Source organism: Pseudomonas sp. HPB0071, assembly GCF_000478505.2.
Taxonomy (GTDB): domain Bacteria; phylum Pseudomonadota; class Gammaproteobacteria; order Pseudomonadales; family Pseudomonadaceae; genus Chryseomonas; species Chryseomonas luteola.
Genome location: NZ_KI517367.1, coordinates 3,810,262 through 3,836,435 on the forward strand (window position 1 = coordinate 3,810,262; position 26,174 = coordinate 3,836,435).

General features: G+C 54.8%; 25 protein-coding genes. 14 read left to right on the plus strand and 11 right to left on the minus strand.

Annotation, left to right across the window (positions count from 1 at the left end):
- Window positions 1-51: 51 nt before the first annotated feature.
- Both HMPREF1487_RS17715 and HMPREF1487_RS28415 read left to right on the plus strand, forming a co-directional pair.
- Window positions 52-4,422: a DEAD/DEAH box helicase gene (locus HMPREF1487_RS17715; protein ID WP_010798064.1), complete on the plus strand. Its 4,371-nt coding sequence runs from the start codon at window positions 52-54 to the stop codon at window positions 4,420-4,422.
- Between the two features lie 1,040 nt (window positions 4,423-5,462).
- Window positions 5,463-6,068: a methyl-accepting chemotaxis protein gene (locus tag HMPREF1487_RS28415; RefSeq protein ID WP_230382144.1), complete on the plus strand. Its 606-nt coding sequence runs from the start codon at window positions 5,463-5,465 to the stop codon at window positions 6,066-6,068.
- 37 nt (window positions 6,069-6,105) lie between these two features.
- Here HMPREF1487_RS28415 and HMPREF1487_RS17725 read toward each other — a convergent pair whose 3' ends face one another.
- Window positions 6,106-6,834, minus strand: a complete 729-nt coding sequence (locus HMPREF1487_RS17725; protein WP_010798066.1) for a TorF family putative porin — start codon at window positions 6,832-6,834, stop codon at window positions 6,106-6,108.
- Between the two features lie 330 nt (window positions 6,835-7,164).
- Entirely contained in the window at window positions 7,165-8,088 is a 924-nt protein-coding gene (locus tag HMPREF1487_RS17730; protein ID WP_019365038.1) for a DUF6279 family lipoprotein, read from the minus strand.
- Between the two features lie 210 nt (window positions 8,089-8,298).
- Between HMPREF1487_RS17730 and HMPREF1487_RS27710 the strand changes: the two genes are divergently transcribed.
- Both HMPREF1487_RS27710 and HMPREF1487_RS17735 read left to right on the plus strand, forming a co-directional pair.
- Entirely contained in the window at window positions 8,299-8,445 is a 147-nt protein-coding gene (locus tag HMPREF1487_RS27710; protein ID WP_010798068.1) for a PA1414 family protein, read from the plus strand.
- A gap of 312 nt (window positions 8,446-8,757) precedes the next feature.
- Entirely contained in the window at window positions 8,758-9,897 is a 1,140-nt protein-coding gene (locus tag HMPREF1487_RS17735) for a PQQ-dependent sugar dehydrogenase (RefSeq protein ID WP_010798069.1), read from the plus strand.
- Between the two features lie 24 nt (window positions 9,898-9,921).
- On the opposite strand, the gene HMPREF1487_RS27715 is transcribed toward HMPREF1487_RS17735, so the two are convergent.
- The 3 genes from HMPREF1487_RS27715 to HMPREF1487_RS17745 all read right to left on the minus strand — a co-directional run bounded on the left by HMPREF1487_RS27715 (window position 9,922) and on the right by HMPREF1487_RS17745 (window position 11,053).
- Complete coding sequence (locus HMPREF1487_RS27715; protein ID WP_010798070.1) at window positions 9,922-10,071, minus strand: hypothetical protein; 150 nt, start codon at window positions 10,069-10,071, stop codon at window positions 9,922-9,924.
- Between the two features lie 85 nt (window positions 10,072-10,156).
- Complete coding sequence (locus tag HMPREF1487_RS17740) at window positions 10,157-10,765, minus strand: hypothetical protein (protein WP_010798071.1); 609 nt, start codon at window positions 10,763-10,765, stop codon at window positions 10,157-10,159.
- A 78-nt stretch (window positions 10,766-10,843) separates the two neighbouring features.
- On the minus strand, window positions 10,844-11,053 hold the full coding sequence (locus HMPREF1487_RS17745; RefSeq protein WP_010798072.1) for a cold-shock protein: 210 nt from the start codon (window positions 11,051-11,053) through the stop codon (window positions 10,844-10,846).
- A 243-nt stretch (window positions 11,054-11,296) separates the two neighbouring features.
- On the opposite strand from HMPREF1487_RS17745, the gene HMPREF1487_RS17750 reads away from it, so the two are divergent.
- Together HMPREF1487_RS17750 and def are read left to right on the plus strand one after the other, a co-directional pair.
- The gene (locus tag HMPREF1487_RS17750; protein WP_010798073.1) at window positions 11,297-12,145 is read left to right on the plus strand and encodes a CvfB family protein; all 849 of its coding nucleotides are present in this window, start codon (window positions 11,297-11,299) and stop codon (window positions 12,143-12,145) included.
- Window positions 12,146-12,179: 34 nt separating this feature from the next.
- Complete coding sequence (gene def / locus HMPREF1487_RS17755; protein WP_010798074.1) at window positions 12,180-12,719, plus strand: peptide deformylase; 540 nt, start codon at window positions 12,180-12,182, stop codon at window positions 12,717-12,719.
- Window positions 12,720-12,724: 5 nt separating this feature from the next.
- On the opposite strand, the gene HMPREF1487_RS17760 is transcribed toward def, so the two are convergent.
- Window positions 12,725-13,354, minus strand: a complete 630-nt coding sequence (locus HMPREF1487_RS17760) for a DsbA family oxidoreductase (RefSeq protein ID WP_010798075.1) — start codon at window positions 13,352-13,354, stop codon at window positions 12,725-12,727.
- A gap of 46 nt (window positions 13,355-13,400) precedes the next feature.
- Window positions 13,401-13,835, minus strand: a complete 435-nt coding sequence (locus HMPREF1487_RS17765; RefSeq protein ID WP_010798076.1) for an NUDIX hydrolase — start codon at window positions 13,833-13,835, stop codon at window positions 13,401-13,403.
- A gap of 319 nt (window positions 13,836-14,154) precedes the next feature.
- Here HMPREF1487_RS17765 and HMPREF1487_RS26350 point away from each other — a divergent pair, with 319 nt between their 5' ends.
- From HMPREF1487_RS26350 to HMPREF1487_RS17785, 4 genes are all read left to right on the plus strand, one after another.
- Window positions 14,155-15,069 (plus strand): hypothetical protein, encoded by a 915-nt coding sequence (locus HMPREF1487_RS26350; protein ID WP_010798077.1) that lies wholly within the window; start codon window positions 14,155-14,157, stop codon window positions 15,067-15,069.
- 2 nt (window positions 15,070-15,071) lie between these two features.
- Window positions 15,072-15,509 carry a phage holin family protein gene (locus tag HMPREF1487_RS17775; RefSeq protein WP_010798078.1) on the plus strand — a complete coding sequence of 146 codons (438 nt, stop codon included), beginning with the start codon at window positions 15,072-15,074 and terminating at the stop codon, window positions 15,507-15,509.
- Window positions 15,506-16,369 (plus strand): DUF3618 domain-containing protein, encoded by an 864-nt coding sequence (locus tag HMPREF1487_RS17780; protein ID WP_010798079.1) that lies wholly within the window; start codon window positions 15,506-15,508, stop codon window positions 16,367-16,369. The genes HMPREF1487_RS17775 and HMPREF1487_RS17780 overlap by 4 nt, the downstream gene beginning before the upstream one ends.
- Window positions 16,370-16,722: 353 nt before the next feature.
- Entirely contained in the window at window positions 16,723-17,058 is a 336-nt protein-coding gene (locus tag HMPREF1487_RS17785) for a hypothetical protein (RefSeq protein WP_051370197.1), read from the plus strand.
- Here the strand turns inward: HMPREF1487_RS17785 and HMPREF1487_RS17790 are convergent.
- Complete coding sequence (locus tag HMPREF1487_RS17790; protein WP_100217730.1) at window positions 17,052-17,573, minus strand: hypothetical protein; 522 nt, start codon at window positions 17,571-17,573, stop codon at window positions 17,052-17,054. The genes HMPREF1487_RS17785 and HMPREF1487_RS17790 overlap by 7 nt on opposite strands.
- A 276-nt stretch (window positions 17,574-17,849) precedes the next feature.
- On the opposite strand from HMPREF1487_RS17790, the gene galU reads away from it, so the two are divergent.
- Entirely contained in the window at window positions 17,850-18,680 is an 831-nt protein-coding gene (gene galU, locus HMPREF1487_RS17795; protein WP_010798082.1) for a UTP--glucose-1-phosphate uridylyltransferase GalU, read from the plus strand.
- Between the two features lie 130 nt (window positions 18,681-18,810).
- Window positions 18,811-20,172 carry a glutathione-disulfide reductase gene (gene gorA / locus HMPREF1487_RS17800; protein ID WP_010798083.1) on the plus strand — a complete coding sequence of 454 codons (1,362 nt, stop codon included), beginning with the start codon at window positions 18,811-18,813 and terminating at the stop codon, window positions 20,170-20,172.
- A gap of 63 nt (window positions 20,173-20,235) precedes the next feature.
- On the opposite strand, the gene HMPREF1487_RS17805 is transcribed toward gorA, so the two are convergent.
- Window positions 20,236-21,249, minus strand: a complete 1,014-nt coding sequence (locus HMPREF1487_RS17805; protein WP_010798084.1) for a bile acid:sodium symporter family protein — start codon at window positions 21,247-21,249, stop codon at window positions 20,236-20,238.
- A gap of 83 nt (window positions 21,250-21,332) precedes the next feature.
- Here HMPREF1487_RS17805 and HMPREF1487_RS17810 point away from each other — a divergent pair, with 83 nt between their 5' ends.
- Window positions 21,333-22,124, plus strand: coding sequence for an AraC family transcriptional regulator (locus tag HMPREF1487_RS17810; protein WP_010798085.1), 792 nt, complete (start codon window positions 21,333-21,335; stop codon window positions 22,122-22,124).
- Window positions 22,125-22,135: 11 nt separating this feature from the next.
- Window positions 22,136-22,762 (plus strand): trimeric intracellular cation channel family protein, encoded by a 627-nt coding sequence (locus tag HMPREF1487_RS17815; protein ID WP_010798086.1) that lies wholly within the window; start codon window positions 22,136-22,138, stop codon window positions 22,760-22,762.
- Between the two features lie 3 nt (window positions 22,763-22,765).
- Here HMPREF1487_RS17815 and HMPREF1487_RS17820 read toward each other — a convergent pair whose 3' ends face one another.
- Window positions 22,766-23,506 carry a PIG-L deacetylase family protein gene (locus HMPREF1487_RS17820; RefSeq protein WP_010798087.1) on the minus strand — a complete coding sequence of 247 codons (741 nt, stop codon included), beginning with the start codon at window positions 23,504-23,506 and terminating at the stop codon, window positions 22,766-22,768.
- Between the two features lie 91 nt (window positions 23,507-23,597).
- Window positions 23,598-26,165, minus strand: a complete 2,568-nt coding sequence (gene ligD / locus HMPREF1487_RS17825; protein WP_010798088.1) for a DNA ligase D — start codon at window positions 26,163-26,165, stop codon at window positions 23,598-23,600.
- Between the last annotated feature and the right edge of the window lie 9 nt (window positions 26,166-26,174).

A 26,174-nucleotide genomic window follows, 5' to 3' on the forward strand; every position in this document is an offset into this window, starting at 1 on the left:
CTTCGTTTATACCGCCTTGTCTGTTATCGAAGCCGCTCCCATAGTGCGGTCATGACTTATCCTTTACGTCCCGCTTCCAGCCAAGAGGCTCTGGCAGGTTTTCATCCTGCCGTGCAGTCCTGGTTTTCGCGTACCTTCGCCTACCCAACCCAAGCCCAGCAGCATGCCTGGCCTGCCATCAGGGCAGGACAGTCGACGTTGGTCGCAGCGCCTACCGGCTCTGGCAAGACCCTGACAGCCTTTATGGCAGCAATCGATGAACTGGTACGCCTGGGTGTTGAACACAACGGTGCCTTGCCGGATGAGACCTGGGTTGTTTACGTTTCACCGCTCAAGGCGTTATCGAACGATATTCGAATCAATCTGGAAAAGCCGCTCGCAGGTATCACGGCTGAGCTTGAACAGTGTGGTTTGCCGCCTGTAGCGATCCGAACGGCCGTCAGAACAGGCGATACACCGCAGCGCGAGCGTAATGCCATGCGTAAACGGCCGCCACACATCTTGGTGACGACGCCAGAATCGCTTTATGTACTGCTGGGCTCAGACTCTGGGCGCGCGCTTCTACATACGGTGCGCAGCGTCATTGTGGATGAGATCCATGCCATTGCTGACGGAAAGCGGGGCAGTCATTTGAGTCTTTCTCTTGCGCGCCTGGAGGCCTTATGCGAGCGGCCATTGGTGCGTATTGGATTGTCTGCTACACAAAAGCCCATCGGCGCCGTCGCGCGCTTTCTGGTGGGGTGCGATAGAGCAGGGCAGGAAAGACCTTGTGCGGTCGTTGATATCGGCCATGATCGTGTTCGGGATCTTGCTCTTGAAGTACCGCCCGCTCCGCTGCAGCCTGTGATGTCCAATGAAACGTGGGAAGGGCTTTATGATCGTCTGGCCGAGCAGGCTGAGGCCCATCGAACGACGCTGATTTTCGTCAATACGCGCCGTATGGCCGAGCGCATGGCCAGGCATCTGACGGACCGGCTCGGCAGTCGGGCAGTGGCCGCCCACCATGGCAGTCTGGCCAAAGAGCAGCGCCTCGACGCCGAACAGCGCCTCAAGCGTGGCGAACTCAAGGTGCTTGTAGCAACCGCATCGCTGGAATTGGGCATCGATATTGGTGAGGTTGATCTGGTCTGCCAGATCGGGTCACCTCGCTCCATTGCCGCTTTTCTTCAGCGTGTAGGCCGCTCGGGTCACCATGTCGAAGGGATTCCGAAAGGGCGACTGTTCCCAACGTCTCGGGATGATCTGATCGAATGTGCAGCGCTGCTTGATTGCATCCGACGTGGCGAAATGGATACGTTGGTTATTCCTAGGCAGCCGCTGGATGTGCTGGCACAACAGGTCGTAGCGGAAACCGCATGCCGTGAGTGGGACGAGGACGCCTTGTTTACGCTGGTCCGATGTGCCGAGCCCTATGCGGCACTGTCACGAACTGACTTCAACGCGGTAGTGACGATGCTGTGTGAAGGCTATAGCCATCGGCGAGGTGTTCGGACCGCCTATGTGCACCGCGACGCCGTGAACGGGCTCTTGCGCGGTCGTCGTGGTGGCAAGATGACTGCAGTCATGAGCGGTGGGACCATTCCTGAAACCGGCGATTATTCTGTCGTGCTGGAGCCGCAGGGGCATGGGATCGGGACGGTCAATGAGGACTTCGCGGTCGAGAGCCTGGTTGGCGATATCTTTCAGCTGGGCAATACGTCCTATCGAATTCTCAAGATCGAAAGTGGACGTGTCCGCGTTGAGGACGCACAGGGTCAGCCGCCCAATATTCCATTTTGGCACGGCGAAGCACCTGGGAGAACAGATGAGCTCTCACACGGTGTTTCGCGCTTGCGTCATGAGCTGGAGCTACGCTTATCCGATACGGCGTCGGTCATCGAATGGTTGAAAGTGGAAAAAGAGCTTCCAGCGGCGGCGGCTGAGCAGATCGTCGATTATCTGGGACGTGCTCGACAGATGCTGGGTGCGTTACCGACCCGGCAGACGTTGGTAATGGAACGGTTTTTCGATGAGGCAGGCGGCATGCAGCTTGTCATCCACTCGATTTATGGAAGCCGTGTCAACCGAGCCTGGGGACTGGCGCTGCGCAAGCGATTCTGCCGCCGATTCAATGTGGAGCTGCAAGCGGCGGCGACAGAGGATGCTCTCATCCTTTCGCTCTCTACCAGCCATAGTTTTCCGCTGGAAGAGGTGTGGCGGTACCTGCACTCAGCAAGTGCGGAGCACATTCTTATACAGGCGCTGCTTGAGGCACCGCTTTTTGGCATTCGCTGGCGCTGGAATGCCACCACCGCATTGGCCTTGCCGCGGTTCACGGCAGGTCGGAAGGTCGCGACTCAGGTCCAGCGGATGCGCAGCGATGATCTGCTGGCAACCGTCTTTCCCGATCAGGTGGCTTGTCTGGAAAACATTGTTGGCGAGCGCGAGGTGCCTGAGCATCCGCTGGTCAAACAAACCCTGCATGATTGCCTGCAGGTATCCATGGATAGCCGCGCCTGGCTGGAGCTGCTCGGGAATATCGAGGCGGGTACGGTCGCGACAAAGGTCTGCGATCTGCCTGCACCGTCACCCCTTGCAGCCGAAATTCTTACCGCACGTCCCTATGCCTTTCTGGACGATGCTCCTTTAGAGGAGCGCAGAACGCTGGCTGTGATGAATCGGCGTTGGTTGGATTCCGCGACTGGCGATGATCTGGGTGCGCTCGATGCCGAGGCGATTGACTCAGTACGGGAGCAGGCCTGGCCGCAGGCACGTGATGCCGATGAGCTGCACGAAGCGCTCACAGGACTGGTGTGCATGACTGAAAAAGAGATGTCTGCGCAAAACAGCTGGAAACCGTTTCTGGCCAAGTTACTCAAGGCAGGTCGGGTATGCCGTGTTGTTACCCCACATCAGGTCTTTTGGGCCCCGGTTGAGCGTGTACGCCTTTTGGAACTGGTTTATCCGGGAATGACACGTGATCCTGATGGTTCACTGCCTGTCGAACTTGATGAGATATGCACTCGGGAAGAGGCGCTGGTGGAGCTCATACGTGCCCGGCTGACAGGCTTCGGTCCGCTGACGTTAACAACGCTGAGCCAGCACATGGGGCTTTCAGCCTCAGAGCTCATGGTGGCACTCGCTGCACTGGAGCGGGAAGGTTATGTCTTGCGGGGGCGTTTCACGCCTGTCGCTGCTGAAGAGGAATGGTGTGAGCGTCATCTGCTGGCTCGCATTCACCGCTATACCGTCAACCGGCTACGTCGTGAGATCGAGCCGGTGAGTTGTACGGATTTCATGCAGTTCCTGTTTGACTGGCAGCATGTCACACCTGAGACCCAGGCCAGAGGGATCGAAGCCTTGTCTGCAGTACTGACCCAGCTGGAAGGGTATCAGGTGGCTGCTGCAGGCTGGGAAAGTGAGATATTACCTGCGCGCTTGCCGGATTATGGCTTTCATTGGCTGGATGATCTGTGTCGTAGCGGGCGTATGGTGTGGATGCGCCTGGATCCCGTAAGCAAAGCTGCTGGCGGACCTGTACGAGCTTCTCCCATTGTTTTATTGCCCAGACGCGACTTGGCTGTCTGGAATGCGCTGTCTGCTCATTCGGCCGAGCCGGAGCTTTCACCTAAGGCACAAAAGGTCATGGATGCCCTGTCCCGTCGCGGCGCGCTGTTTTTTGACGAACTGATGAGTGAAGCTCGTTTGTTGCGAACAGAGCTGGAAAATGCCCTGGGCGAGTTGGTCAATACAGGGATGGTCAACGCAGACAGCTTTGCCGGATTGAGGGCGTTATTACTGCCAGCCGCCAAGCGAGGCAGCCGTACCACGAGTCGTCGGGGCAGGGTGCCTCTGTATGGCGGGATGGACGATGCAGGCCGCTGGGCATTGATTCGGCGGCCTGCAGCAGAAGCCGAGCAGCAGGTATCCAAACCCCCACGCTGGGGTGATGACGTCATGGAGCACATTGCCTGGGTGTTGCTGAGGCGATATGGCGTCATCAGCTGGCACCTGCTGGCACGGGAGGCAGACGCCTTGCCGCCCTGGCGCGAACTGCTGCGCATCTATCACCGTCTCGAAGCGGGAGGAGACATACGCGGCGGGCGTTTCATAGCGGGTCTTTCCGGTGAGCAGTTCGCCTTGCCGGAAGCTGTTGCGCTACTACGCGCCGTGCGAACACGTGCCGCAACTGAATGCTATGTGCGTATTGCCGCCGTAGACCCACTCAATCTTGCCGGTACACTGCTACCTGGAGCCAAGGTTCCTGCGGTCATGGGGAATCGGCTGCTGTTCAGAAATGGCGTACCGATTGCGGCCTGGGTGGCCGGTAAGTTCAAGGCGTTGATCGCCTTAGAGCCAGAGGAAGAACAAAAGGCCCGGCTACTGCTGGTTCGAGGTGACGCCTACCTTGCACAGACAGGCGTAAGCAGCGTTTATGAATAGTGTGCTCATTACTTTGCCATTTGTCGTGATTAGATAAGTTTAATCAGGCGCTTACTCAATAAATTCAGGCAGCAGGTCGATACCTCCTACGACACGACTGTGTCGACCCATTAAACAATTATTTCTTGGTAGAGGGCATGCCTGTGTCCGAGTCCGTTTACTCCCTAACTACCTACTACCGCAAGGCCGATAAGTTGATGTTGGCTGTGGTTTGGGTCATGTTCGTCTATTCGCTCTGCCTGACCTACTGGGAAGGAAGTCTTACGCAGGCCCTGCTTGTCGGTGGAGCACTGGCTGCTTTGCCCACAGTGCTTTATAGCGTTGCACCCGGCTCACGCCTGATGCGTTGCACCATAGCCGTTGTATTTATGGGTTTTGCTGCATTGCAGATCCACCTCTTGCAAGGCATGGAGGAAATGCACTTCGGCGTCTTTGTACTGTTGGCGTTTCTGGTGTATTACCGTGACTGGTTACCTATTCTCATAGCGGCGGGCGTTATCGCTGTTCATCATGTTGGATTTTATGCAATCCAGGCGTCAGGATGGGATCTGCATGTCATCCATCGTAGCGAAACATGGGGCGTTATTTTCCTGCATGCGTTTTATGTGGTGTTGGAAAGCGCCATTCTTATCTATCTGTCGCTTCATACCCGTAAGCAGGCGGTTGTCAGTGAATCCTTGTTACTGGCAGTAAACTATCTGACACGTCATGGTCAGGCGGTTGATCTGAGCTATCGCATTTCACTGAAAAACGAACTGACAGACCGGTTCAACGGATTTCTTGACTCGCTCGACCACACTGTTGGAAGTGTCGTTTCTAACAGCCAAGGGCTCTCTGTCGCCGGTGAGGGGATGGCTAAAGCCACTTCTCACATGCGTGAGGGCTCACGCATACAGCATGAGCAAATTACTAAGGTTTCATCTGCTATTGATCAGATGGGAGCCACAATCGGTATAGCTGCTGAACAGGCTCAGCAGGCTGCTCAAGTAGCCGGTCAGGCGACTAAGCGTGCTTATAAAGGCAGTACCGATCTGAATGCCATGCAAAAGGAGTTCAGCCTTCTGGCTGAGCATCTTGAGGGAACCGATGAGGAAATGCGCGCTTTGGCCGCTCACTCTCAACAGATCGGAAAAGTGCTGGAAGTCATCAAAGCGATTGCCGAGCAAACTAACCTTCTGGCGCTTAACGCAGCCATCGAGGCGGCCCGGGCTGGAGATCAGGGTCGAGGGTTTGCGGTGGTGGCAGATGAGGTGCGGGCATTGGCGCAGAAGACAGCGGCCTCGACCTCAGAGATCGAAAACATCATTGGCTCATTGCAGATGGGAAGCAAAAGTGCAGTAGAAGCCATGCAGGAAAGCCGAGCGCGCGCGGTTCGCTGCGCTAGCGATGTACACAAGAGCGCTCAGTCCTTGCAATTGATCTCCGATGACATCCGTGCCATTAACGATATCAATGCGCAAGTAGCAGCTACCTCTTGTCATCAGGTTGAAGTCACTGGCGAGGTAAGTAAGCACCTCTACTCTGTACGGACAATCACTGAAAAGAATGCTTTAGAAGCGGAAGGGCTTGAGCATGAAAGCCAGCGTTTGAAAAGCCTCTCAGAGCAGTTCCATCAGCTGAGTAATGTTTTTAAAACCAGTCTTTAACCTATTGCATCCAGCGGTCCTATGACCGCTGGATGACTTAAAACAGAGGGTGCGACGCCTTCAGCAATAAAGCGGTATCGCAGTAGGCGTTGTGTCCTGAATAAGATGAGCAATCCTGTCCCTGAAGACTGGTTCCGGTATAAGAGAAGTTGAACTGGGTGTCAGCCCATTTGCGGGTCAGATTTACCGACCAATCATTATACGAGCGAACCATGTCGCCACTTGCCAGCGTCACCGGCGAGTTCAGCATGTAATTTCCATAACGCATGGAAAGGCCCATTCCGAGAATCGGAGTAGTACCCAGGTCCGCGTAAAGAGATGTGTTGCTACGGTCGGGATCATTGGCGAACGCCGCGCCAAAGCGGCTACCGAGAATGCTAATACCGGAGTAGATTTCCCGGCTGGGTTCTACGTCCTGCGTGACGTGATCGTAATTGATCAGGCCGAATTCATAACCGTATCCGCTGCTAGCAAAGCGATGCTTGTAGCCCGCATAAGTGTCCATTTCAATGGACAGGTTATCCGCGGAGGATCCGCTGTTCGCCGTCCACTGGCCAAAATACAAGCCAGTGTCATGGGTGAAATCCAGACCGCCATTTACTGCGCCGTTAGAAGGCTTGACGAGCCCCTGGGCCATAGTGCGCGTCTGGGTCGTTCCCAGGGTCATATCGAAGCCGCCCAGGTCACGCTGCAAGAGCGTCTGGGCTGTAGCAGGACCGGAGGCAAGAGCCGCCACAATAAAAACAAGCCATGAAGGGTTTGGCATGGGTTTCACTCCCCTAGGTTTAACAGGAGCGGCGATTGCTCAGCAGCCTGCACTAGCAGGCAAACAGCCAGAGGCCAAAGCAATGCCTGACGTCAACATTCATCCGTGGTTGAGCAGGTAGTTAATATTCAAAAAAGTCCGCCACGTGGAGCACGCTACGTTCTTGTTATGACAGGAGGAGCCAGGGCACTCAGGCACGTAAAACAGGCTCAGGGGAATAATATCGATCTAGCCGAATTGGAAAAGGTCATTCGTCGGTTAAATTTTGACCAATATTACAAACTTAGGAATAAGACCTCAGGTAATTACTCAACAGTTCCGCTGATCGTGCTAATTTTTCGTTCTATCGCACCGTTGAGGTTCAAGGTCTTTTTGTATATCCGTTAATCGACTGACGATCTGATTACGCTGTGTTTCATCCGTGGTTTTGTACACGTCGTCAATAAGCGAAATCGCTGCCTCCTGAGTTTTCGAAAAGCTTTCCCGGTAAGCAGGCGTCCACAGGCTTTCCCGATCCTGCAGCAGCTGTTTGACGCGCTGTGGGAAATCTGGCTCGCCGCGATGTTGCAAGGCCTCAAGTAGTTCTCGCTGCCACTGAATCCGATTGCCGACCCAGGCCTGATTTTGATCACCAAGTTGCACCGACCATTGCATGATTCGGTCTTTCTGAGCCGGATTGAGCGAGCCTGTCCAGAAGCTGATGCGTTCCTCCATACGAGCGGCCCGATCTCGAATCTGTTCGCCGCGAGAAGGGTCGAGGTACTTTTTACGACGGTCCCTGATGTCACGGTCCAGCTCTTCCTTCAGCTCTGCGACCTGCTGATCGGTCAGCTGTTTTAACAGATCGGTACTGGTCGGTGTGATTTCAACCGCCAGGGTATCGACGGCCTGTTTGAGTTCATCCATGCGAGCCCTGATCGTTACTGGGGATACCTGCTGGTTACGCACCATAGTCTTGATGCCATCCATCCACTCCAGATAGCGAGGCAGCTCGTGGCTACAGTGCCAACGCAGATGGTCCGCCAACCGTTCGTCAAACCAACGACGCTGCTCGGAGTTCATGTCGAGGTAATCGTTCATCGACCACGGTATAAGCGTATTGAGGTGCTTATAGGCAAATCCGACACGGGTACAAGCCCCGACGCTTAGGGCAATGGCAAAGATGACCAGCCAGGGTGAAAGCGGAACACGCATGAATACTGCCTCTTCCAGAGCACTACTGTTTAGTCCTTCAAAAACTGGTTCTGGTTGCATACTTGTCTGTTTGCAACGTAGCGCACAGGCCGTTTGGGTTAATCGAAATATAGTGTTACGGCTGGGGCAATAGTTCTGGAATTGAATAGGGCAAAATTGACTCAATATTAAGGTAAGCCTGCCGATAATCTGTTGAGTGCGTTATTCAGGCAATTTTCCGGCAGACACGTAGTCTCTGTATTACAGGTAGTAGATCTCAGGAGATCGGTAATGAAAGAACGTATTCAAGAGCTGGCGTCCAAATTGATCGAGGCGCTGGGCCTGGCTGATCAGCCGCGTCTTCAGCCTATTCCTGTGCGCAGCCGCGAGCGGGAGCGTTTGGCAGAAGAGCAGCGTCGTCGCGCACGTCGTCGCTAACCCCTACTTAAATTCTATGCATTGAACGCTTGTCTTTGCCGTAGCCCGTATAGTCAAGTCGGTAACGGCAACGTCCAATGCAGGAGTCGATGCTGATCACGGCTCCTCTTCCCTGATTAACCCCTGCAACCTGAATCGCTAACACTGCTTTCACAGCACTGATCTGCTATAGGGTAATACCATCCCTGTTAAAAGGTGCCGAAACGGACTACGTCTGTAAGCGTTCGCTTATTGTAACTGTCTATGTGAGTGGGCCTTTTTAGCCGAAGTAAAGCGCTACAGTCAGTTTTCCGGTTAAAAAGGGGGAACACTATGTTTAAGTGGGCGTTGGCAGCAGGCGCGTTGCTGTTAAGTGATGTAGTCATTGCTCAGGGACAGGTCGCTACCTATCCCAGTGAGAAAGGCAAGGTGAGCGTTACGGTCATTAAGAAAGGCTTGGACCATCCGTGGGGGCTGGCTTTTTTGCCTGATCAAAAGGGAATGCTGGTAACCGAGCGGCCCGGGCGCCTACGTGTACTCAAGAGCGACGGCTCTGTATCTAACCCTATTGCAGGCTTGCCGGATGTCTACAATCGCAGCCAGGGCGGCTTGATGGACGTGGCTTTGTCTCCTTCTTTTGCTGAAGATCGTCTTATTTATCTCAGTTACTCCGAAGGGGGAGGCAAGGATGACAAGGCTGGTACGGCGGTTGGGCGAGGCACGCTCTCTGCTGACATGACCCGTGTGGAAGGCTTTACCGTGATTTTCAGGCAAGAGCCCAAACTTTCCACCGGTGCGCATTTTGGCTCACGGCTGGTGTTTGATCAGCAGGGCTATCTATTCATTGCGCTGGGTGAGAACAACCAGCGTATCACGGCGCAGGCGCTCGATAAGCTCCAGGGCAAGCTTGTTCGCATCAAGGCCGATGGCACCGTTCCGAACGATAACCCCTTTGTAGACCAGTCAGGTGCTCGCCCGGAGATCTGGTCCTATGGGCATCGCAACCAGCAGGGCGCGGCCCTGAATCCCTGGACCGGACAGGTCTGGACGAATGAGCATGGGCCTCGTGGAGGAGATGAGGTCAATATTCCGCTGGCAGGTAAAAACTATGGTTGGCCTGTGGCTACCCACGGGATCAACTACTCCTATACACCCATTCCGGAAGCAAAGGGCAAGGACGTACCAGGGACAGAGCAGCCATTGTATGTATGGGAGAAGTCGCCGGGCGTCAGCGGCATGGCCTTTTACTCAGCCGATCGGTTTCCCGCCTGGAAAAACAGCCTCTTCATTGGCGCTCTTGCTCAAGAGAGTCTGATCCGGCTGCAGCTGGAGGGCAACAAGGTTGTCCATGAGGAGCGTTTGCTGGAAGAAAAAGGGGCACGTATCCGGGACGTTCGCCAGGGACCTGATGGTTATCTGTACGTATTAACGGATTCGTCAGAAGGGGAAGTGTTGAAAATAGGGCTTGAATGAAGAAGGGCGCATACGCGCCCTTTCTTAGTTATAACCCGTGCCGTCTTTCATGCGATCAGGGCTGTTGGGAGAGGGCGGGTTACGCTCCGAATCCACCTGGGCATGTTCTGTGCGGCGTGGCTTTTCTGCTTGATCTCTTTTTTCGTTTTCGGCATTTCGCGTTTGTTCAGTCATGGCTCACCTCGCATTGCGTGGTTATGAATGGCTCATAAGGTGTGACTGAACTTATACAGACCCGTTCAATGTTTTCGGCCAACGGTCATTGCAGTGTCTGTAACGTTGGCTGCTCAGCTATCAAGGTCTTTAGCAGCTCGTTGACCTGCCGGGTAAAGGTATCGGTAATCGCTTCGCCGGTTGTATGTCCCATGAAGGGAAGAAACCAGATACCCATCCAGGTCTTGATGGAATCATCGTTACGGTGCCGGGCAACTGGGTGCAGGCTAGGGTCGAATAACTCGCCTGTCAGGGTAAAGTTGTCCTTGGCCACGCCGGGGACAATAAATAGCGTTGCGCCGGTAAGCATGCCGCTGGCAACAGAAGCTGCCATGGCGCTGTGGTTGTATAGCTTCAACTTGAGTACGTAATCACCAGGCTCGGCACGATCAGGCGCCAGGTTGTAATGACTGAAGAGCTCCGAGGTCTGCAATGCCTGGATGAGGGCCGGTTCCAGGCCTTCACGCGCTACTGGAATGGATCGGGCATTCCCGTCGTCGGGTTCGCCCCGGTAGAAATTGAATTCCACGTGTAATCCAGGACGGGCGAAAGACGGCGAAGCGATGGGCGCTGGTGTAGGGGCGACCTGATCGCCTGGAAACACCGCACATCCTGATAGGGTCAGAAGCAGAACGAGTCCCAGTTTACGAAGCATATATCACCCTGTTATCTGTCGTGCAGGCATAAAAAAAGCCCAGCTTTGCAGCGGGGCTTTTTCGAGAAGTCGGGGTAGTTAGACTACCTGAACCTCATCAGCCTGCAGGCCCTTCTGGCCTTGCACGACCAGGAAGGAAACGGCTTGACCTTCCTTCAGGCTCTTGAAGCCAGTGCTCTGAATGGCACGGTAGTGTACGAAAACGTCCGGGCCGCTCTGCGGAGTGATGAAGCCGAAGCCTTTTTCATCGTTGAACCACTTGACGGTACCGGTTTGGCGAGTAGACATGGATTGCTCCCTGAACAAAGATTTTTGACAGCGCTGGAACTGCCCAGGCTGCAACTGAGTGCAAAGAGTCACCACTGCTAAGCGTGGCCATGGCCTCGCCGATAAACGGTACACGTGCAACACAGTGCAGGCACTGTAACGCTTTCGAAGATTTTGTCTAGCCCTTTTGCCAGGGCATTTCATGGTTTATCGGTTGAGCAGAATATGTCAGGTATGATAGTGGCTTCTTAATGAGGTACTAGCATGGCTTTAATCGGGCGTTTTAATAGTCTGCAAATTATCAAGCGGACGGACTTTGGCTTATATCTGGATGCCGAGCAGGACGGTGAAATCCTGTTGCCGAACCGCTATATCCCGAAGGATCAGCCCAACGAGGCGGGTGATTGGATCAATGTATTCGTTTATCTCGACAGTGAAGACCGGATCATTGCGACGACTCAAAAGCCCAAGGTTCAGGTAGGGCAGTTCGCCAGTCTGAAAGTGGTCGAGGTCAACCGTATCGGAATTTTTCTGGATTGGGGCCTACCCAAGGACCTGTTGCTCCCGCACTCCGAAGAAAAGCGCCCGTTGCAGGTTGGGGATTACTGCGTGGTCTATGTCTATATTGATCAGCGCACCCACCGAATTACCGCAACGGCGCGCCTGGATCGATACCTGGATACCGTACCGGCGTCTTACACAAGTGGTCAGGCAGTCGATCTGCTGGTGGCCGAACAAACGCCCATGGGCTTCAAGGCCATTATCGAAGGGAAGCATTGGGGACTCATTCATCAAAATGAGGTCTTCAAGTTTCTGCGTAGCGGTATGCAGGAAAAGGGCTTTATCAAGGAAGTGCGCCCCGATGGAAAGATCAGTCTTTCCCTGCAACCGTTGGGACGTCAGGCTGTCGATGCGCTGGGTCAGCAGATACTTGGGCTGGCAAAAGCCCGCAATGGCGTTCTCGAAGTCAGCGACAAAAGCTCGCCAGAACTGATCAGCAAGCTGTTCGGCGTCAGCAAGGGGACGTTCAAGAAGGCCATTGGCGGTTTGTACAAGCAGGGGCTGATCGTTATATACGACGACAGGATCGAATTACCTGAGACGGACGATTGATAGCCGCCTCACCTGAACATTGACGGAGGCAGAAATGATTCGTGAACTGGTGAGAATGGGTGATGAGCGCTTGTTGCGCATCGCCAAACCTGTGCCGGCATCCATGATTGGCAGCCAGGAGCTGGATGCGCTGGTGGCGGATATGTTCGAGACTATGGAACAAGCTGGTGGTGTGGGTTTGGCTGCTCCGCAGATCGGTGTGGATCTGCAGTTGTTCGTAATGGGCTTCGACAGCAGCGAACGCTACCCGGATGCACCTGCAGTGCCCCAAACCGTTGTTATCAATCCTGTGATAACGCCGTTGTCACAAGAGATGGAGGAGGGGTGGGAAGGCTGCCTTTCCATCCCCGGCCTGCGCGGTGTCGTTGATCGGTATGCCCGTATCCGTTACAAGGCAGTGGACGCGAGAGGCGAAACGATTGATCGGATCGCTGAAGGTTTTCATGCGCGCGTGGTGCAGCACGAATACGATCATTTGATCGGGCGGCTCTACCCGTCGCGTATCACTGACTTTTCCCGGTTCGGATTCACGGATGTCCTCTTTCCGGAAACCTCACCGGCAGCTCAACGCTAGCAGGCTCAGCGTTGAGTCGTGAGCGTCTCGATTGCCCGTGTGAGACGCTCATAGTCCACCGCGCCGCTAAGCTGGGTTGCTTCTTCGTAGGCTTGGCCTTCCAGACGGATTAGTAAAGTGGGCACCGCTGTAATACCCAGTGTCTGGGCCAGCGCTTCATCGTCGAGCACGCTCTGGGTATGACGATTTTCTTCAAGCGCCACACCTAATTCGAATGTATCGATGCCCTGCAGGTTTGCAATATCCAGCAGGATGTCGTCACGACCGATGTCGCGCCCTTGTTCAAAAAAGGCCTTGAATATCCCTTGATGCATGGCATCGAACTGTCCAGATTGCCGGGCATGTTCAGCTACTTCCAGTGCTCGTCGGCTACGGGGTTGCACGGGAGGCAGGCGCAATGTCAATCCCCGTTCTTCCGCCATGGGATATACCGCTCGCGCCCATGTGCTGCGTAAGTAATGGCTATCCGGGATAAGGGTTGGGATGGGGTCTGGTCTCAACTCGAAGGCATGCCATGTAACGGTCAGCCTGTCGCCATAATGCGCCTTCAGCTGATCGAGCAGCGGCAATTCCAGATAACAGAATGGGCAGACGTAATCGCTCCAGACGTCGATGTGGATAGGCAGTGTGCTCATAGGACTCTCCTTTGCAGGAACGACAGGCGTAGACTCTTGACTCTCGTTATGCCTGTCGGTTCGCAGGGGAAAAGCCCGTATTCCGCTGCAATAGCGGTAGAACGTGTTCAGACAGCAGGGGCGCCAGAGCAACCTCATAAGGTGGTGCCAGCGGTATCCAGGCCAGCGCCTCAAGCTCCGCCGCTACAGCCAGCGAGGGTGTATCTACATAAGCCATGAAAAGCTCTGCCTCGATCATGGTGTCTGGCTCGTTGGCAGCGGGCGCCTGGAAGAGGCCGAGCGGCTGGCAGGTCTCGGTATCCAGCAGCAGATTCAATTCTTCCTGAATCTCTCGTGCAAGTGCTTCGAGACCGCTTTCGCCTGCCTCCAGTTTGCCGCCAGGCAACATGAAGAATCGGGTATGTCGTTTACGTACCACGAGTAATTCGTTTGCCGGGTTGAGCAGGCAAGCGGCGGCAATCTTTAGGCGAGTAATAGGCATGACACATCCTTGTCTTGGAAGAGGGCCGCTATTGTCCGCACCTTGGTCAGTACTGACCAGCCCTATGTGCAGCTGGGGTATGAGGAATTGATGCGAAAACCAGAGGTAATCGATTTTTCCAACATTTCACAAAAAAACCTTTAAAGGCGGCGTATACCGATGCCGGTTATCGTGAATAGCGCTACTTGACAAAATCGAAACGAACTCCTCCGTGCCGCTGAAGTCACCTTATTAACGCGCAGTTTTATGTCTTTTGAGTCACCGCTGCGCTTACCAGCCGCTATTGTGCGGAAAAACGTAAAAATGGTGGGACCAAGCTATGACATCACCCTACGAGAGTAATACTCGAGAAAGCCAGCAGCAGAGTATGCCGTCTGCCCAAGAACAGGCCGAAGCCATGAAAGATAAGGCCCGGAGTGTGGCGGACAATGCAATGGTGCAAGGTAAAGGTCAGATTGATCGTTACAGCGACAAAGCCGCCAATGAAATCGAAACCGTCGCTAACAGTTTCAAAGCGGCAGCGTCGGAGCTGAGCGACCAGGATCGTGCCGGTCTCTCAGGCTATGTCTCCGATATCGCCCAAAGCATGGCCGGGCTAGCTGATACGCTACGTGGCAAAAGCGCTGATGAGTTGATCCAGGAAGCAGGCCGACTGGCCCGTGAAAACCCGGCACTCTTTTTGACCAGCAGCATCGCTATTGGCTTCGGACTGTCTCGCTTCGCCAAGGCCAGCAGCCGCAAAGCCAATACCTCCGGCATGGAGATGTCGTCCTCGAACACCAGCGGCTCCGGAGTAGGTTCCGATCTGTCCTCCGGTTCGTCCTATACCGCTCGGGCAGGTGCAACGGGTGAAACCATGACCACACCGCCAACGCTGGGCGAGAGCGACAAGGAAACATCCTGTCGTGTAATGGGCTCTAGTGCGGCCATGGGAACCACATCTTCGGTTAACCATGCCGGTATGGGTGGCTTTGAGCATTCAGATGGCACGCGTACTATCGATCCGGCATCCCAGACCAGCACACCTGTTATCGCCGAACAGGAAAGCACCTATCAAAACAGTACCTCCCAGTTGCCTAAAGGCGATACCACGGCCACTACCTCAATTGTCCGTCCAGTGCCTACATCCGACTTGGGCGATACCCCACCCTATGGTTCCCCCGCGCTTGATCCTGATCGTGCATCAACCACAGCGCTAGGCAATACCAAGAAGGACACTAACGGAGGTCTGTAATCATGAAAGAACAACCGAACCTACGTGATGCTACCTATCAAGAAGAGACTGGCATCGATTCAAATTCAACCTCGATTGCAGGTCTGGTGCGTCAGCTGACACGCGAAGTGCCTTCTCTGTTTACCAAGGAATTAGCACTAGCCAAGGCTGAGATTACCGAAGCCTTGAATACTACCAAGGCTGCCACAATCAGCATGGCATCAGGCGGTATTGTTTTGATGGCCGGTTTTATCATGCTGCTGCTTTCAGCCGTTCTTGGACTGAGCCAGGTCATGGCGCCCTGGTTGGCCGCCCTGATCGTGGGCGGTGTGGTGTGCATAGTGGGTCTGGTAATGGTATCTGCGGGCAAGAAGAAACTTGACCCTGCGGCGTTCAAGCCAGAGCGAACCATTAATAGCATGCAGAAAGATAAAGAAGCCGTGAAGGGGAAAGTAGCATGAGCACCGATACCCATAGCCGACTAGACGCTGAATCGCAAAAAGATCCTGCGACTCTTGAGCGTGAAATCGATCAGCAGCGTGACAGTATCAACGATATCGTGAATGCGCTGGAAAGCCGCCTTTCTCCCGGCGAGTTGCTTGACAAGGCAATGACCTATGCCAAGGGCAATGGAGGCGAATTTATCAATAACCTAGGCTCGACCATCAAGGCGAACCCAGTGCCGACACTGCTTACCTCGGTTGGGCTCATGTGGATGATGATGGGCCAGAATCGCAGTCAGCCCTATACCAATGCAGGCATGTCCTCCACTGGTATCGTCGATTCGCTAAGGGACAAAGCTTCAGGCCTGAGCGACACATTACACGACAAGGCCAACAGTATGTCCGGCGCGGTACATGACAAGACAGACAGTATGAGAACGCAAACTCAGGGCTTTAAGGACAAGGCTGCGGACATGCGCAGCAGCACGTCTGACTCCATGAGTTCAGCCCGTCAGACTGTAAGCGAAAAAGCTCAGACTGCATCCGAAACCATGCGTAACCAGACGGCCAAGGCCAAAAGTGGTTTCCAGTATATGCTGGAAGAGCAGCCGTTGGCGCTGGGTGCCATTGGGATTGCAGTAGGTGCGCTACTTGGAGCGACCTTGCCTGCAACCGAGCGTGAAAATCGCTTGATGGGCAAGACCAGTGATCGGATCACTGACAAAGTGAAGATGAAAGCCGAGCAGGGTTATGCCAAGGCAACTGAAGTAGGGCAGGATCTGGCTGATCAGGCGACAAATCGTGTTAAGGAAGAAGCCGACCACATGTCTTCCAAGCATCAGGAACAAGAGCCACAGCGCGCATCACGCTCCATGTGATATGTGCTTTCCCGCTAGCGGCCTGCGCTCGGTAGGCCGCTAGAATTTCTCTAGCTTTTGATTGGATTCTCCTGAGTCGTATCGGGTATAGCGGCCTTCTAACGGAGGTACGAACGTGCAATCGATATCTCACGATCCACTCCTTCCCGTATCCCTTTCTTTTTTCGTCTATAGAAAGCCTTTGTTGGGACTTTATTGAGTCCTGCCAGAATACTCTGCCTACGAACGCCGTCCTGGCTTCACACGCCCTACGCGGCACCACCGAAAAACTGAAAAGGTGTGCGACGGGACCAATGGTTTGAAACAGGCCCTTTCGTAGAGGTCTTAATGTGGAGGAGGGGCAGGAGATCGAAATGAGCGTATTTAAAATAGCAATGTGCGGGCTTGGGCTGGCATTGGCGTTGGCCGCTAATACAGGTATTGCAGACGAGTTTGATAGACGTGCGATACCCCGAACCTATATAAGCCCCGGAGCGTCCGGGAGCATCGAGACGCAGCAGCGTAGCCAGTACTATAATCTATACGGTGGTCAGGCTGTCCCGCGTGGAACGGTTCGGGAGTACCGCTCTCATTCCAGCGGACAGTATGAACAGCGAGGCTCGATTCGCCAGAGCACGGAATACCCTGGCGGAATCGAAATTGAACGGACGCCGGGCTCTACAACCAACCGGCTTGAACGTCGTCAGTGAGTCATGGCCGCTGTTTCGGAAGGCTTGTCACTGCTCAGACGCTCCACCAATACCAATGCCTTCTCGAAAGAAGGATAGCCGCTCTTGGCAACGTCAAGATCGCTGTAGCTGTCCTTGTAGGTTTCCGCTCGAATAGGGTCTGCTTCAGTTACCAGGTAAGGCTTGGAATAGACCTGATAGAGCATTGCATAGGCCAGCGGATACTCTTTCTTGGCTGAGGTTTCCAGCAGGGACAGCACGTCATCTGCTTGCGGGCCTTGCTTGATCATTACCAGCGCCTTGTAGAACTCGATCTCGCCGGTGCCTTCTTCAGCTTTGTCGGTTTGCATCGAGGCGCGATTGAGCAAGGCGTCAGCCAGTTTGAGTTCATCTTCCCCTCCGGATACTACAAGCATCTTTGCCTGGAGGAGGTCATTCTGGGTGAGCAGATGCAGTTCTTCCTGAGTAAGTTGAGGGGATTTACTGGCGCAGCCTACCAGCAATGCGGTAGCGAAAAGAGGAATCCATTTTTTCATAATAGATCGTTTGATCCCTTGTCTAACCATCTGAAGCAGCTTGTCTTCGACGGTGGTGGTGCCAACGAGTTCACTACTCATCATATCTCGTCTGCGGAAAAGCGCTTTATAATCGAACCGCTGGGCGCTTTCGTGGTCGGATCTCCCAACGCTCGGGGTCGAGCGCTTTTAGACGTCCATTTAATCGGTCACTGAGAGCCTCATGCTGAGCATTGTAACCCGATGAACGGCTGTTTAGACTGCCATAGTATTGCTCCCACAGATCAAAGGACGCCCATGATCACCAAATGTCTGTTCCCGGCCGCCGGCTACGGCACTCGCTTTCTTCCAGCAACCAAAGCGATGCCGAAGGAAATGCTGCCCATCGTGAACAAGCCCCTGGTCCAGTACGCCGTTGAAGAGGCACTCGACGCTGGGCTCAAGCAAATTGCTATGGTCACCGGGCGTGGCAAGCGCTCTCTGGAAGACCATTTCGATATCAGCTACGAGCTGGAAAGCCAGATCAAGAACACAGCGAAGGAAAAGTACCTGACCGGGATTCGCCGCCTGATCGACGAATGCTCCTTCTCTTATACCCGTCAGATCGAAATGAAAGGTCTGGGTCATGCCATCTTGACTGGCCGTCCTCTGATCGGTGACGAGCCGTTCGCCGTTGTGCTGGCGGACGACCTGTGCCTGAACCTCGAAGGCGATGGCGTTCTGAAGCAGATGGTCAAGCTGTACAACCAGTTCCGCTGCTCTATCGTGGCTATCCAGGAAGTACCTGCGAACGAAACACACAAGTACGGTGTGATCTCGGGCGAAATGATCCGTGATGATATCTACCGTGTGAACAACATGGTTGAGAAGCCCAAGCCGGAAGATGCACCTTCCAACCTGGCGATCATTGGCCGTTACATCCTGACGCCTGATATTTTCGACCTGATCGAGCAGACCGAGCCGGGCAAGGGCGGTGAAATCCAGATTACTGATGCCCTGATGAAGCAGGCTCAGGACGGTTGTGTTCTGGCTTACAAGTTCAAGGGTCAGCGTTTCGACTGCGGTAGTGCGGAAGGCTTCGTTGAAGCAACCAACTTCTGCTTCGAGAACGTCTACAAGGAGCTCTGATCTCCTTGTTAGCCTGTGTTTGACAGAAGCCACCTTAGGGTGGCTTCTGTCGTTTAAGGCAACAGTATTTTCGTCAGCAGCGATGCAGGTGCGTTAAGCTGGTGAGCAGTTGAGCCGATCAGGATTCGTCATGACATACGATTTTGACCTTTTTATCATCGGTGCGGGTTCGGGCGGTGTTCGTGCAGCGCGTTTTTCCGCCGATTTTGGTGCTCGCGTGGCCGTAGCGGAAAGCCGCTACCTGGGCGGCACCTGCGTAAACGTCGGCTGTATGCCGAAAAAGTATTTCGTCTACGGGGCTTCGTTCCACGACGAGTTCAGGCAGTCGCGCAGTTATGGCTGGAAGGTCGAGGAACAGGGGTTCGATTGGCAGAATCTGCTAGCCAATAAAGACCATGAGATTCGTCGACTGAACGGCATCTATCGTGCATTGCTCATCAACAGCGGTGTGACACTGCTGGAAGACCATGCGCGAATCATTGATGCGCATACTGTCGAGGTAACGGGCAAGCGCTACACCACCGAGCGAATCCTCATCGCTACCGGCGGTTGGCCGTCAGTGCCTGAGTTGCCTGGCCGTGAACACATCATCACGTCCAATGAAGCCTTTTATCTGGATAAGCTGCCCGAGCGAATGATCATCGTGGGTGGCGGTTATATCGCGATTGAATTTGCATCGATCTTTCACGGCCTGGGTGTGAAGGCGACTCTCATGTACCGCAAGGAGTTATTCCTGCGCGGGTTTGATGACTGCGTACGGGTGCATCTGCGGGATGAATTGCTCAAGCGAGGCCACGATCTGCAGTTTAATGCGGAAATTGCCCGTATCGACAAGCAGAGCGATGGCAGTTTGAAGGTTACGCTCAAGGATGGCCGTGTTCAGGAAACTGACTGCGTGTTCTATGCGACAGGCCGTCGCCCCATGCTGGATAACCTGGGCCTGGAAAACGTTGGCGTCGAGCTCGATGAACGTGGCTTTGTGAAGGTGGATGAAACCTTCCAAACCACGGAGCCCTCAGTGTATGCGATTGGGGATATCATTGGCCGTGTGCAGCTGACGCCTGTTGCCCTGGCAGAGGCCATGACCTTGGCCCGCAGCCTGTACAAGCCTGAAAGTTACAAGCCACTTGATTACAACCTCATCGCTAGCGCGGTTTACAGCTTGCCTAACGTCGGAACGGTAGGACTGAGTGAAGAGCAGGCCCGTGAAAAGGGCTACAAGCTCAGGATTTTCCAGACGACCTTCAAGCCTACCAAGCTCAGCCTGACCAATGAGACGGAGCGTACGCTCATGAAGCTGGTCGTAGACGCTGAGACTGATAAGGTGCTGGGTTGCCATATGGTCGGGCCCGATGCTCCTGAGCAGATCCAGTGTCTGGCAGTGGCTCTCAAGGCCGGTGCAACCAAAAGCTGCTTTGATGACACCATCGGTATTCACCCGACAGCAGCGGAAGAGTGGGTGACCATGCGCTCCCCAGTGAGAGAAGACTGATTTACGTAATACATAAAAAAGGCCGGTAGTGACCGGCCTTTTTTATAGGTTAAGCAAAAGAATTCAGTGCGCCTTGGCTACCTTGGTTTCACTGGCGGTTGTCTCTTCACGCCGCCCGTAGCGCTGTGACAATACCGCACATACCATCAGCTGGATCTGATGGAACAGCATGATGGGTAGCAGAATGGCACCCATGCTACTGCCAGCGAATAACACCTTGGCCATCGGCACGCCAGTCGCCAGACTCTTCTTGGAGCCGCAGAAAACCACTGTGATCTCGTCTTCTTTGTTAAAGCCCAACAGGCGCGCCGTATAGCGGGTAATCAGCAGCGCCAGCGTGAGGATTACCGAGCAGACTGCAGCAAGGCCCAGCAAAGCGGTCAGTGGAATGGATGACCAGAGGCCTTCAAGAATGGCAGCGCTGAACGCAGTATAGACAACAAGCAGAATGGAGCCCTGATCGACAAACTTGAGGCTGGACTTGTGTTTGTCGACCCATCCGCCAATCCAGCGGCGCAGGATTTGACCCGCAATAAAGGGAACCAGAAGCTGAAGGAAAATCTTGGTAATGGCATCTAGGGTGGACATGCCGTTGGTGTCTCCACTGCTTTGCGTGTCCAGCAGCAGGCTTACCAGTAGCGGCGTCAGGAACACACCAATCAGGCTGGACGCCGAGGCACTGCACACGGCGGCAGGCACGTTGCCGCGGCCCATTGAAACAAAGGCGATGGAAGACTGTACGGTTGCCGGTAGGGCACACATATACAGTACGCCCATGTAAAGCTCAGGCGTGACGAGGGGCGAAAGCAGCGGCTTGAGCGCCCAGCCCAGCAGCGGGAATAACAGGAAGGTGCAGCAGAAGATCAGGAGATGAAGGCGCCAGTGGGTAACGCCCGCTACAATGGCCTCGCGTGACAGCTTGGCGCCATGCAGGAAAAACAACAGGCCAATGGCGATGTTGGTGATCACATTGAGTACCCCGGCAGCGGCTCCGCTACAGGGAAAGATGCTAGCCAACGTGACGGTTGCTATCAGGTACAACGTAAAGTTGTCGGGTAAAAAGCGTGGACGAGCCATTCACATCTCTCGAACAGTTGTTGAGTCTGACTTCGCAGTCTACTGTGGTGTGATTATTCCGACTAACGTCAAAAAGGCTTTCAATGTCGCCTAACGGACAATCCGCTGAATTACGCCGGCAGATTCCTTCTCTCAAAGCGCTGCCTCGCCCGGTTTATGCCCGGGCCGAGTCGCTGGCACGTGGCTCCTGGACGCCTTGGCATAGTCATCCGTGGGCGCAGCTCTCCTACGCCATCAAGGGGGTGCTTTCGGTGCACACTAGCGCGGGTAGTTTTGTCGCACCTCCTCAGCGGGCCGTGTGGATTCCGGCGGGGCTGGAGCATGAGGTGCGCTCTTCAGCCGAGGCTGAAATGCGCAGCCTCTACCTAGGACCGCAGCTATTGCCGAACCGGGGGGCCGAGTGTCGGGTACTGAGCGTCAGTTTGTTGTTGCGCGAACTGATAAGAACGTTCACAACCTTTCCCGTCGAGTACGATGAAGAGGGTGGTGAAGGGCGCCTGGTCGAGGTGCTGATCGATCAACTGGCAATCGCGCCTCATATGGCGTTATCGCTGCCATTACCAGCAGATGCTCGACTGCGCCGATTGTGTGAACACTTGCAGCAAGCGCCGGATGATCAGCGCACCCTGGCGGAGTGGGCATTACTGCTGGGGGCTTCCGAAAAAACCCTGAGTAGACATTTTCAGCGGGAAACCGGTCTTACCTTCAGAGCCTGGCGGCAGAAGCTGCGTCTGCTAAGCGCACTGACCCTGCTTGAGCGGGGCGACAGTGTCACGGCGGTAGCTTTGAGTTGCGGCTATGATTCGCCGTCAGCCTTTATCGCTGCGTTTCGAGCGCAGTTCGGAACAACGCCGGGTGACTTCTTTACCCTCTGATGGAGCCCTCGATGGTTTCGCTGTTTTATCTGTGCGATCTATTTGGCGTTGCTGTTTTCGCTATTACCGGCGCCCTGATGGCCGGGCGCAAAGCAATGGATCTGTTTGGTGTTCTGGTAGTGGCCCTGGTAACTGCACTGGGTGGCGGAACCCTGCGAGACGTGATTCTGGGGTTGCATCCGGTAAGCTGGATACGGGACGACACCTACATTGCAGTGGTTGTCTTTGCCACTTTAGGTACGGTGCTGTGGGTACGTCTGACGCGACCGATACCGGAAAAAGCGCTTCTGATCGCCGATGCATTTGGTCTGGCAGTGTTTACCGTGATCGGAACGGAAGTCGCCCTGCGTCAGCAGGTACCTTTAAGCACAGCCGTCATCATGGGTGTCATGACCGGTGTGGCTGGTGGTGTCATCCGAGACATTATCTGCAATGACATTCCACTGATCTTTCATAAGGAGATCTACGCTACACCCTGTATTCTCGGCTCGCTGGTATATATCGGGTTGAACCGCCTGGCGCTGCCGGCAGAGCTAGTCACAGGCGTTGGGATGCTAGTGGTGCTTCTTATTCGCCTTGCCGCGATCCGTTGGCATTTCGCCTTGCCTCGCATGCAGTTGCTTGACCGTAACCGGTAGTGCTCAAACCAGAAAGATCTCCCAAGGCCGAAACAGGCGCGACAATACATGGGATGGCAGGATAGGCTCTGGCGCCGGGCCGTTGGCTGTGTTGAATGCCTCGACAGCATAGCGCTTAGCGGCAAGACTGGACTCATCCAGCGGCAGCCGTCGAGCCCGCTCCCAGGGAAAGCGGTCATCACCCGGACGGAGCCATTGCCATGCCCAAAGCGGGACTTCAATACAGCGAGCCCCTGTGACTACACAGGCAAAGCTGGCGGCACGGCCTGTCGCTTCGTGATCGGCATGACCATCCTCGCGCCAGGCGGTGAACACCGTATCGGTCGACTTGATGAGTGCCGCCAGTTGTTCGCTAAGCCGTTGTTCTTCATTGCTGGCGATGCCGTCGGAAAAGTCCAGCCGGCAGATGTCTACGGACTCCAGGCACAGCCGTCGGCTGGCTTCACGACTTTCCGGCAGGGTAGGTACATGGAAAACCGGTTGGCTGCCCAGTCCTTGCTTGTATTCACCCCGTGTTACGCTGACTAAAAGAACTTTGCGCCCCAGCTCGGCAAGCTGGGCCAACAAGCCGCCACAGCCCAGAATTTCGTCATCCGAATGAGGCGCAATGATTACGGCCCGTCGACCTGGCGGGACCAAATGATTGGCATCAACTTCCGGAATTCCGGCAAATCGGGGCCAGGCGGCCCACTCCTGCGCAGAGGCGCTTTTTTCCTCCAGGGTGCGGGTATTGAGCGTCGTCATATCGCTGTTCCTCGTGCGAGGCCACTACCTCGCATAATGCCGAACTGATATTGGGCGCTTTTGAGGCACATCAACAGTACAGGCGAATCATTTACTCCATACCTAACGTTTTTCGCTGCGCAGCGGTAATCCTCTGGCGCACGGTTGCGTAATCTGCCCAAGGATCATCTTGCCGATGATCCAAATGGTCGAACAGCGTTTCCAGTGTCCACTGGTCGCCTCGTTCAAGTGTTTTCAGCTCCTCACGGCCTATAGGGACCGATACGCCTAGACCTGGGCGTGCCCGTAGCGAATAGGCCGATACCGTAGTAGCACCTTCGCGATTGCGCAGGTAATCGATAAAGATCTTGCCGACTCTGTTCTGCGCGCCCATCTTGGCGGAGAAGCGCTCTGGAATAACCGCCGCCATATGCTGAGCAATGGCCTGTGCAAAGTCTTTCACGCTATCCCAGTCATCTCTGCGTTGCAGAGGAACAACAATGTGCAGGCCCTTGCCGCCACTGGTCTTGATAAAGGCTTTGAAGCCCAGCTCATCCAGTAGGGTCAGCAACAGCTCCGTTGCCTCCAGCATCTGTTTCCAGGGCAGTTTGGGATCAGGATCAAGATCGAAGATCATGCGATCCGGTTTACCGATCTGGTCAGCCCTGGCGTTCCAGGTATGCAGTTCGACTGTGCCCATCTGCGCAGCGCCCAGCAGTGCCTCAAGGCTATCAATCACCATAAGCGGTGCATGGCCTGGATCCAGAGCCGGGTCCAATTCGCGGATATGCGGGATTGCCAGGGTTTGCTTGTGCTTCTGGAATATCTGTTCGCCTTTGATGCCTTCAGGAGTCCGTACCAAGGCAACCGGCCGGTTTTTTAAGTGTGGCAACATCCATGGCGCAATACGCTCATAGTACTCTGCGACGTCTAGCTTGGTGGTTTTTGAAGACGGATCGATAACGCGCTCTGGGTGGCTGATGCGCACGCCTGCGACTTCAGCACCCTCTTTTTTCGTTAAGGCTAACGCTTTCTTTGGCGCAAGGGACGAAGCCTTACGCGGGACGACCTGCGCCTGTTCGAGCCCAATATCCTGAGCCGGCTTGTCTTGCCGCAACCCATGGAAAACACCCTGGCGTACAATTCCGTCGTTGGTGATAGCTGCAAACGCTACTTCACACAGTAATTCCGGCTTGAGCCATGTAACGCCGCGGGCTTGAGCACCCCGAGGCGGGTTCTTAAAGGGGGAGGTGTCAGTTGTGTAGGGCTGCATATGCTCATGGAGTGCAGCCAGGCTTTCCCGGGTAAATCCCGTTCCGATCTTTCCTGCAAAGCGTAGTGAGCCGTCCTTGTCATGCAGGCCGATCAGCAGCGCGCCAAAATGACTTCTTGCTCCCTGGGGTTGGGTATAGCCGCCAATGACGAACTCCTGCCGGCGCTTGCACTTAAGCTTGATCCAGTCGTTGCTGCGCCTGGAGGTATACGGGCTGCCAGCACGTTTTCCAATGACGCCTTCCAGGCCAATGGCGCAGGCACTTTCCAGTATCTTGTTGGCGGGTACGTCGAAGGCTTCCGAATACCGTATGACGTAAGACTGGGTGGTATCCAGTACGGCTTTGAGAGCACGACGACGTTCTTCGAGTGGATAACTGCGCAGGTCCGTACCGTTACAGAACGGCATATCGAACAGGTAGTAGAGGATGGTGGTGTTTCGGCCGGTATCGAAAGCGTTTTGCAGGGCCTGGAAATCAGAGACGCCATTGTCGTCGAGTACGATAATTTCGCCATCAAGCCAACCATTATCCAGGCCAAGTGTTGAGAGAGCCTTTGCCTGTTCTGGCAGACGATGGGTCCAGTCTTTGCCGTTGCGTGTGATAAAGCTGACCTTGCCATCATTAATACGGGTCAACAGGCGATACCCGTCAAACTTGATCTCATAGAGCCAATCGCCTGCTGGGGGCGCGTCGACCAGCGTGGCCAGTTGGGCTTCGACCACTTCAGGCAGTGCCAAAGGCGCAGCGGAAGATGTTGCCTTTGCCGCCGTGGTACGGGCCCGCCTGGGTTTTGCTGGCTCCGCTGCCTTAGCAACAGGCGCCGCTGCTTTGCCCAGTCGCGGTAAAGTCTTCTCGCTCAGTACGCTGTCAGGTAGAGCCTCGGTTACGTCATATTCGCTATGAGGTTTGGCGTCATCGTCTTTTTCCTTGATCAGCAGCCACTGCTCTTTTTTGCCGTTGCCATGCAGGCGCGTGCGCACCAGCGTCCAGTTGCCCTTGAGCTTTTCGCCTTGCAGCTCGAACTTGAGCTTGCCCGCCGCATAATCGGTAGCTGCATCGCCATGGGGTATCCAAATGCCACGATCCCAGACGATGACGTCTCCGCCACCGTATTCGCCTTCTGGAATGCTGCCCTCAAAGGTGCCGTATTCGATCGGATGATCTTCAACGTGAACAGCCAGGCGCTTTTCCTTGGGGTCATAGCTGGGACCTTTGGGAATGGCCCAACTCTTCAAGGTGCCGTCCAGCTCCAAACGAAAGTCATAATGCAGCCGGCGTGCATCATGTTTCTGAATGACGAACTGTAGCGCTTCGGGCGAGGTGCGCGTATGGGGCGCATTGCCTTCAGGCTCTGCAGTCACCTTGAAGTTTCGCTTACGGGAGTACTCGCTCAGCGGGTTCGCCATGGCCGGGTT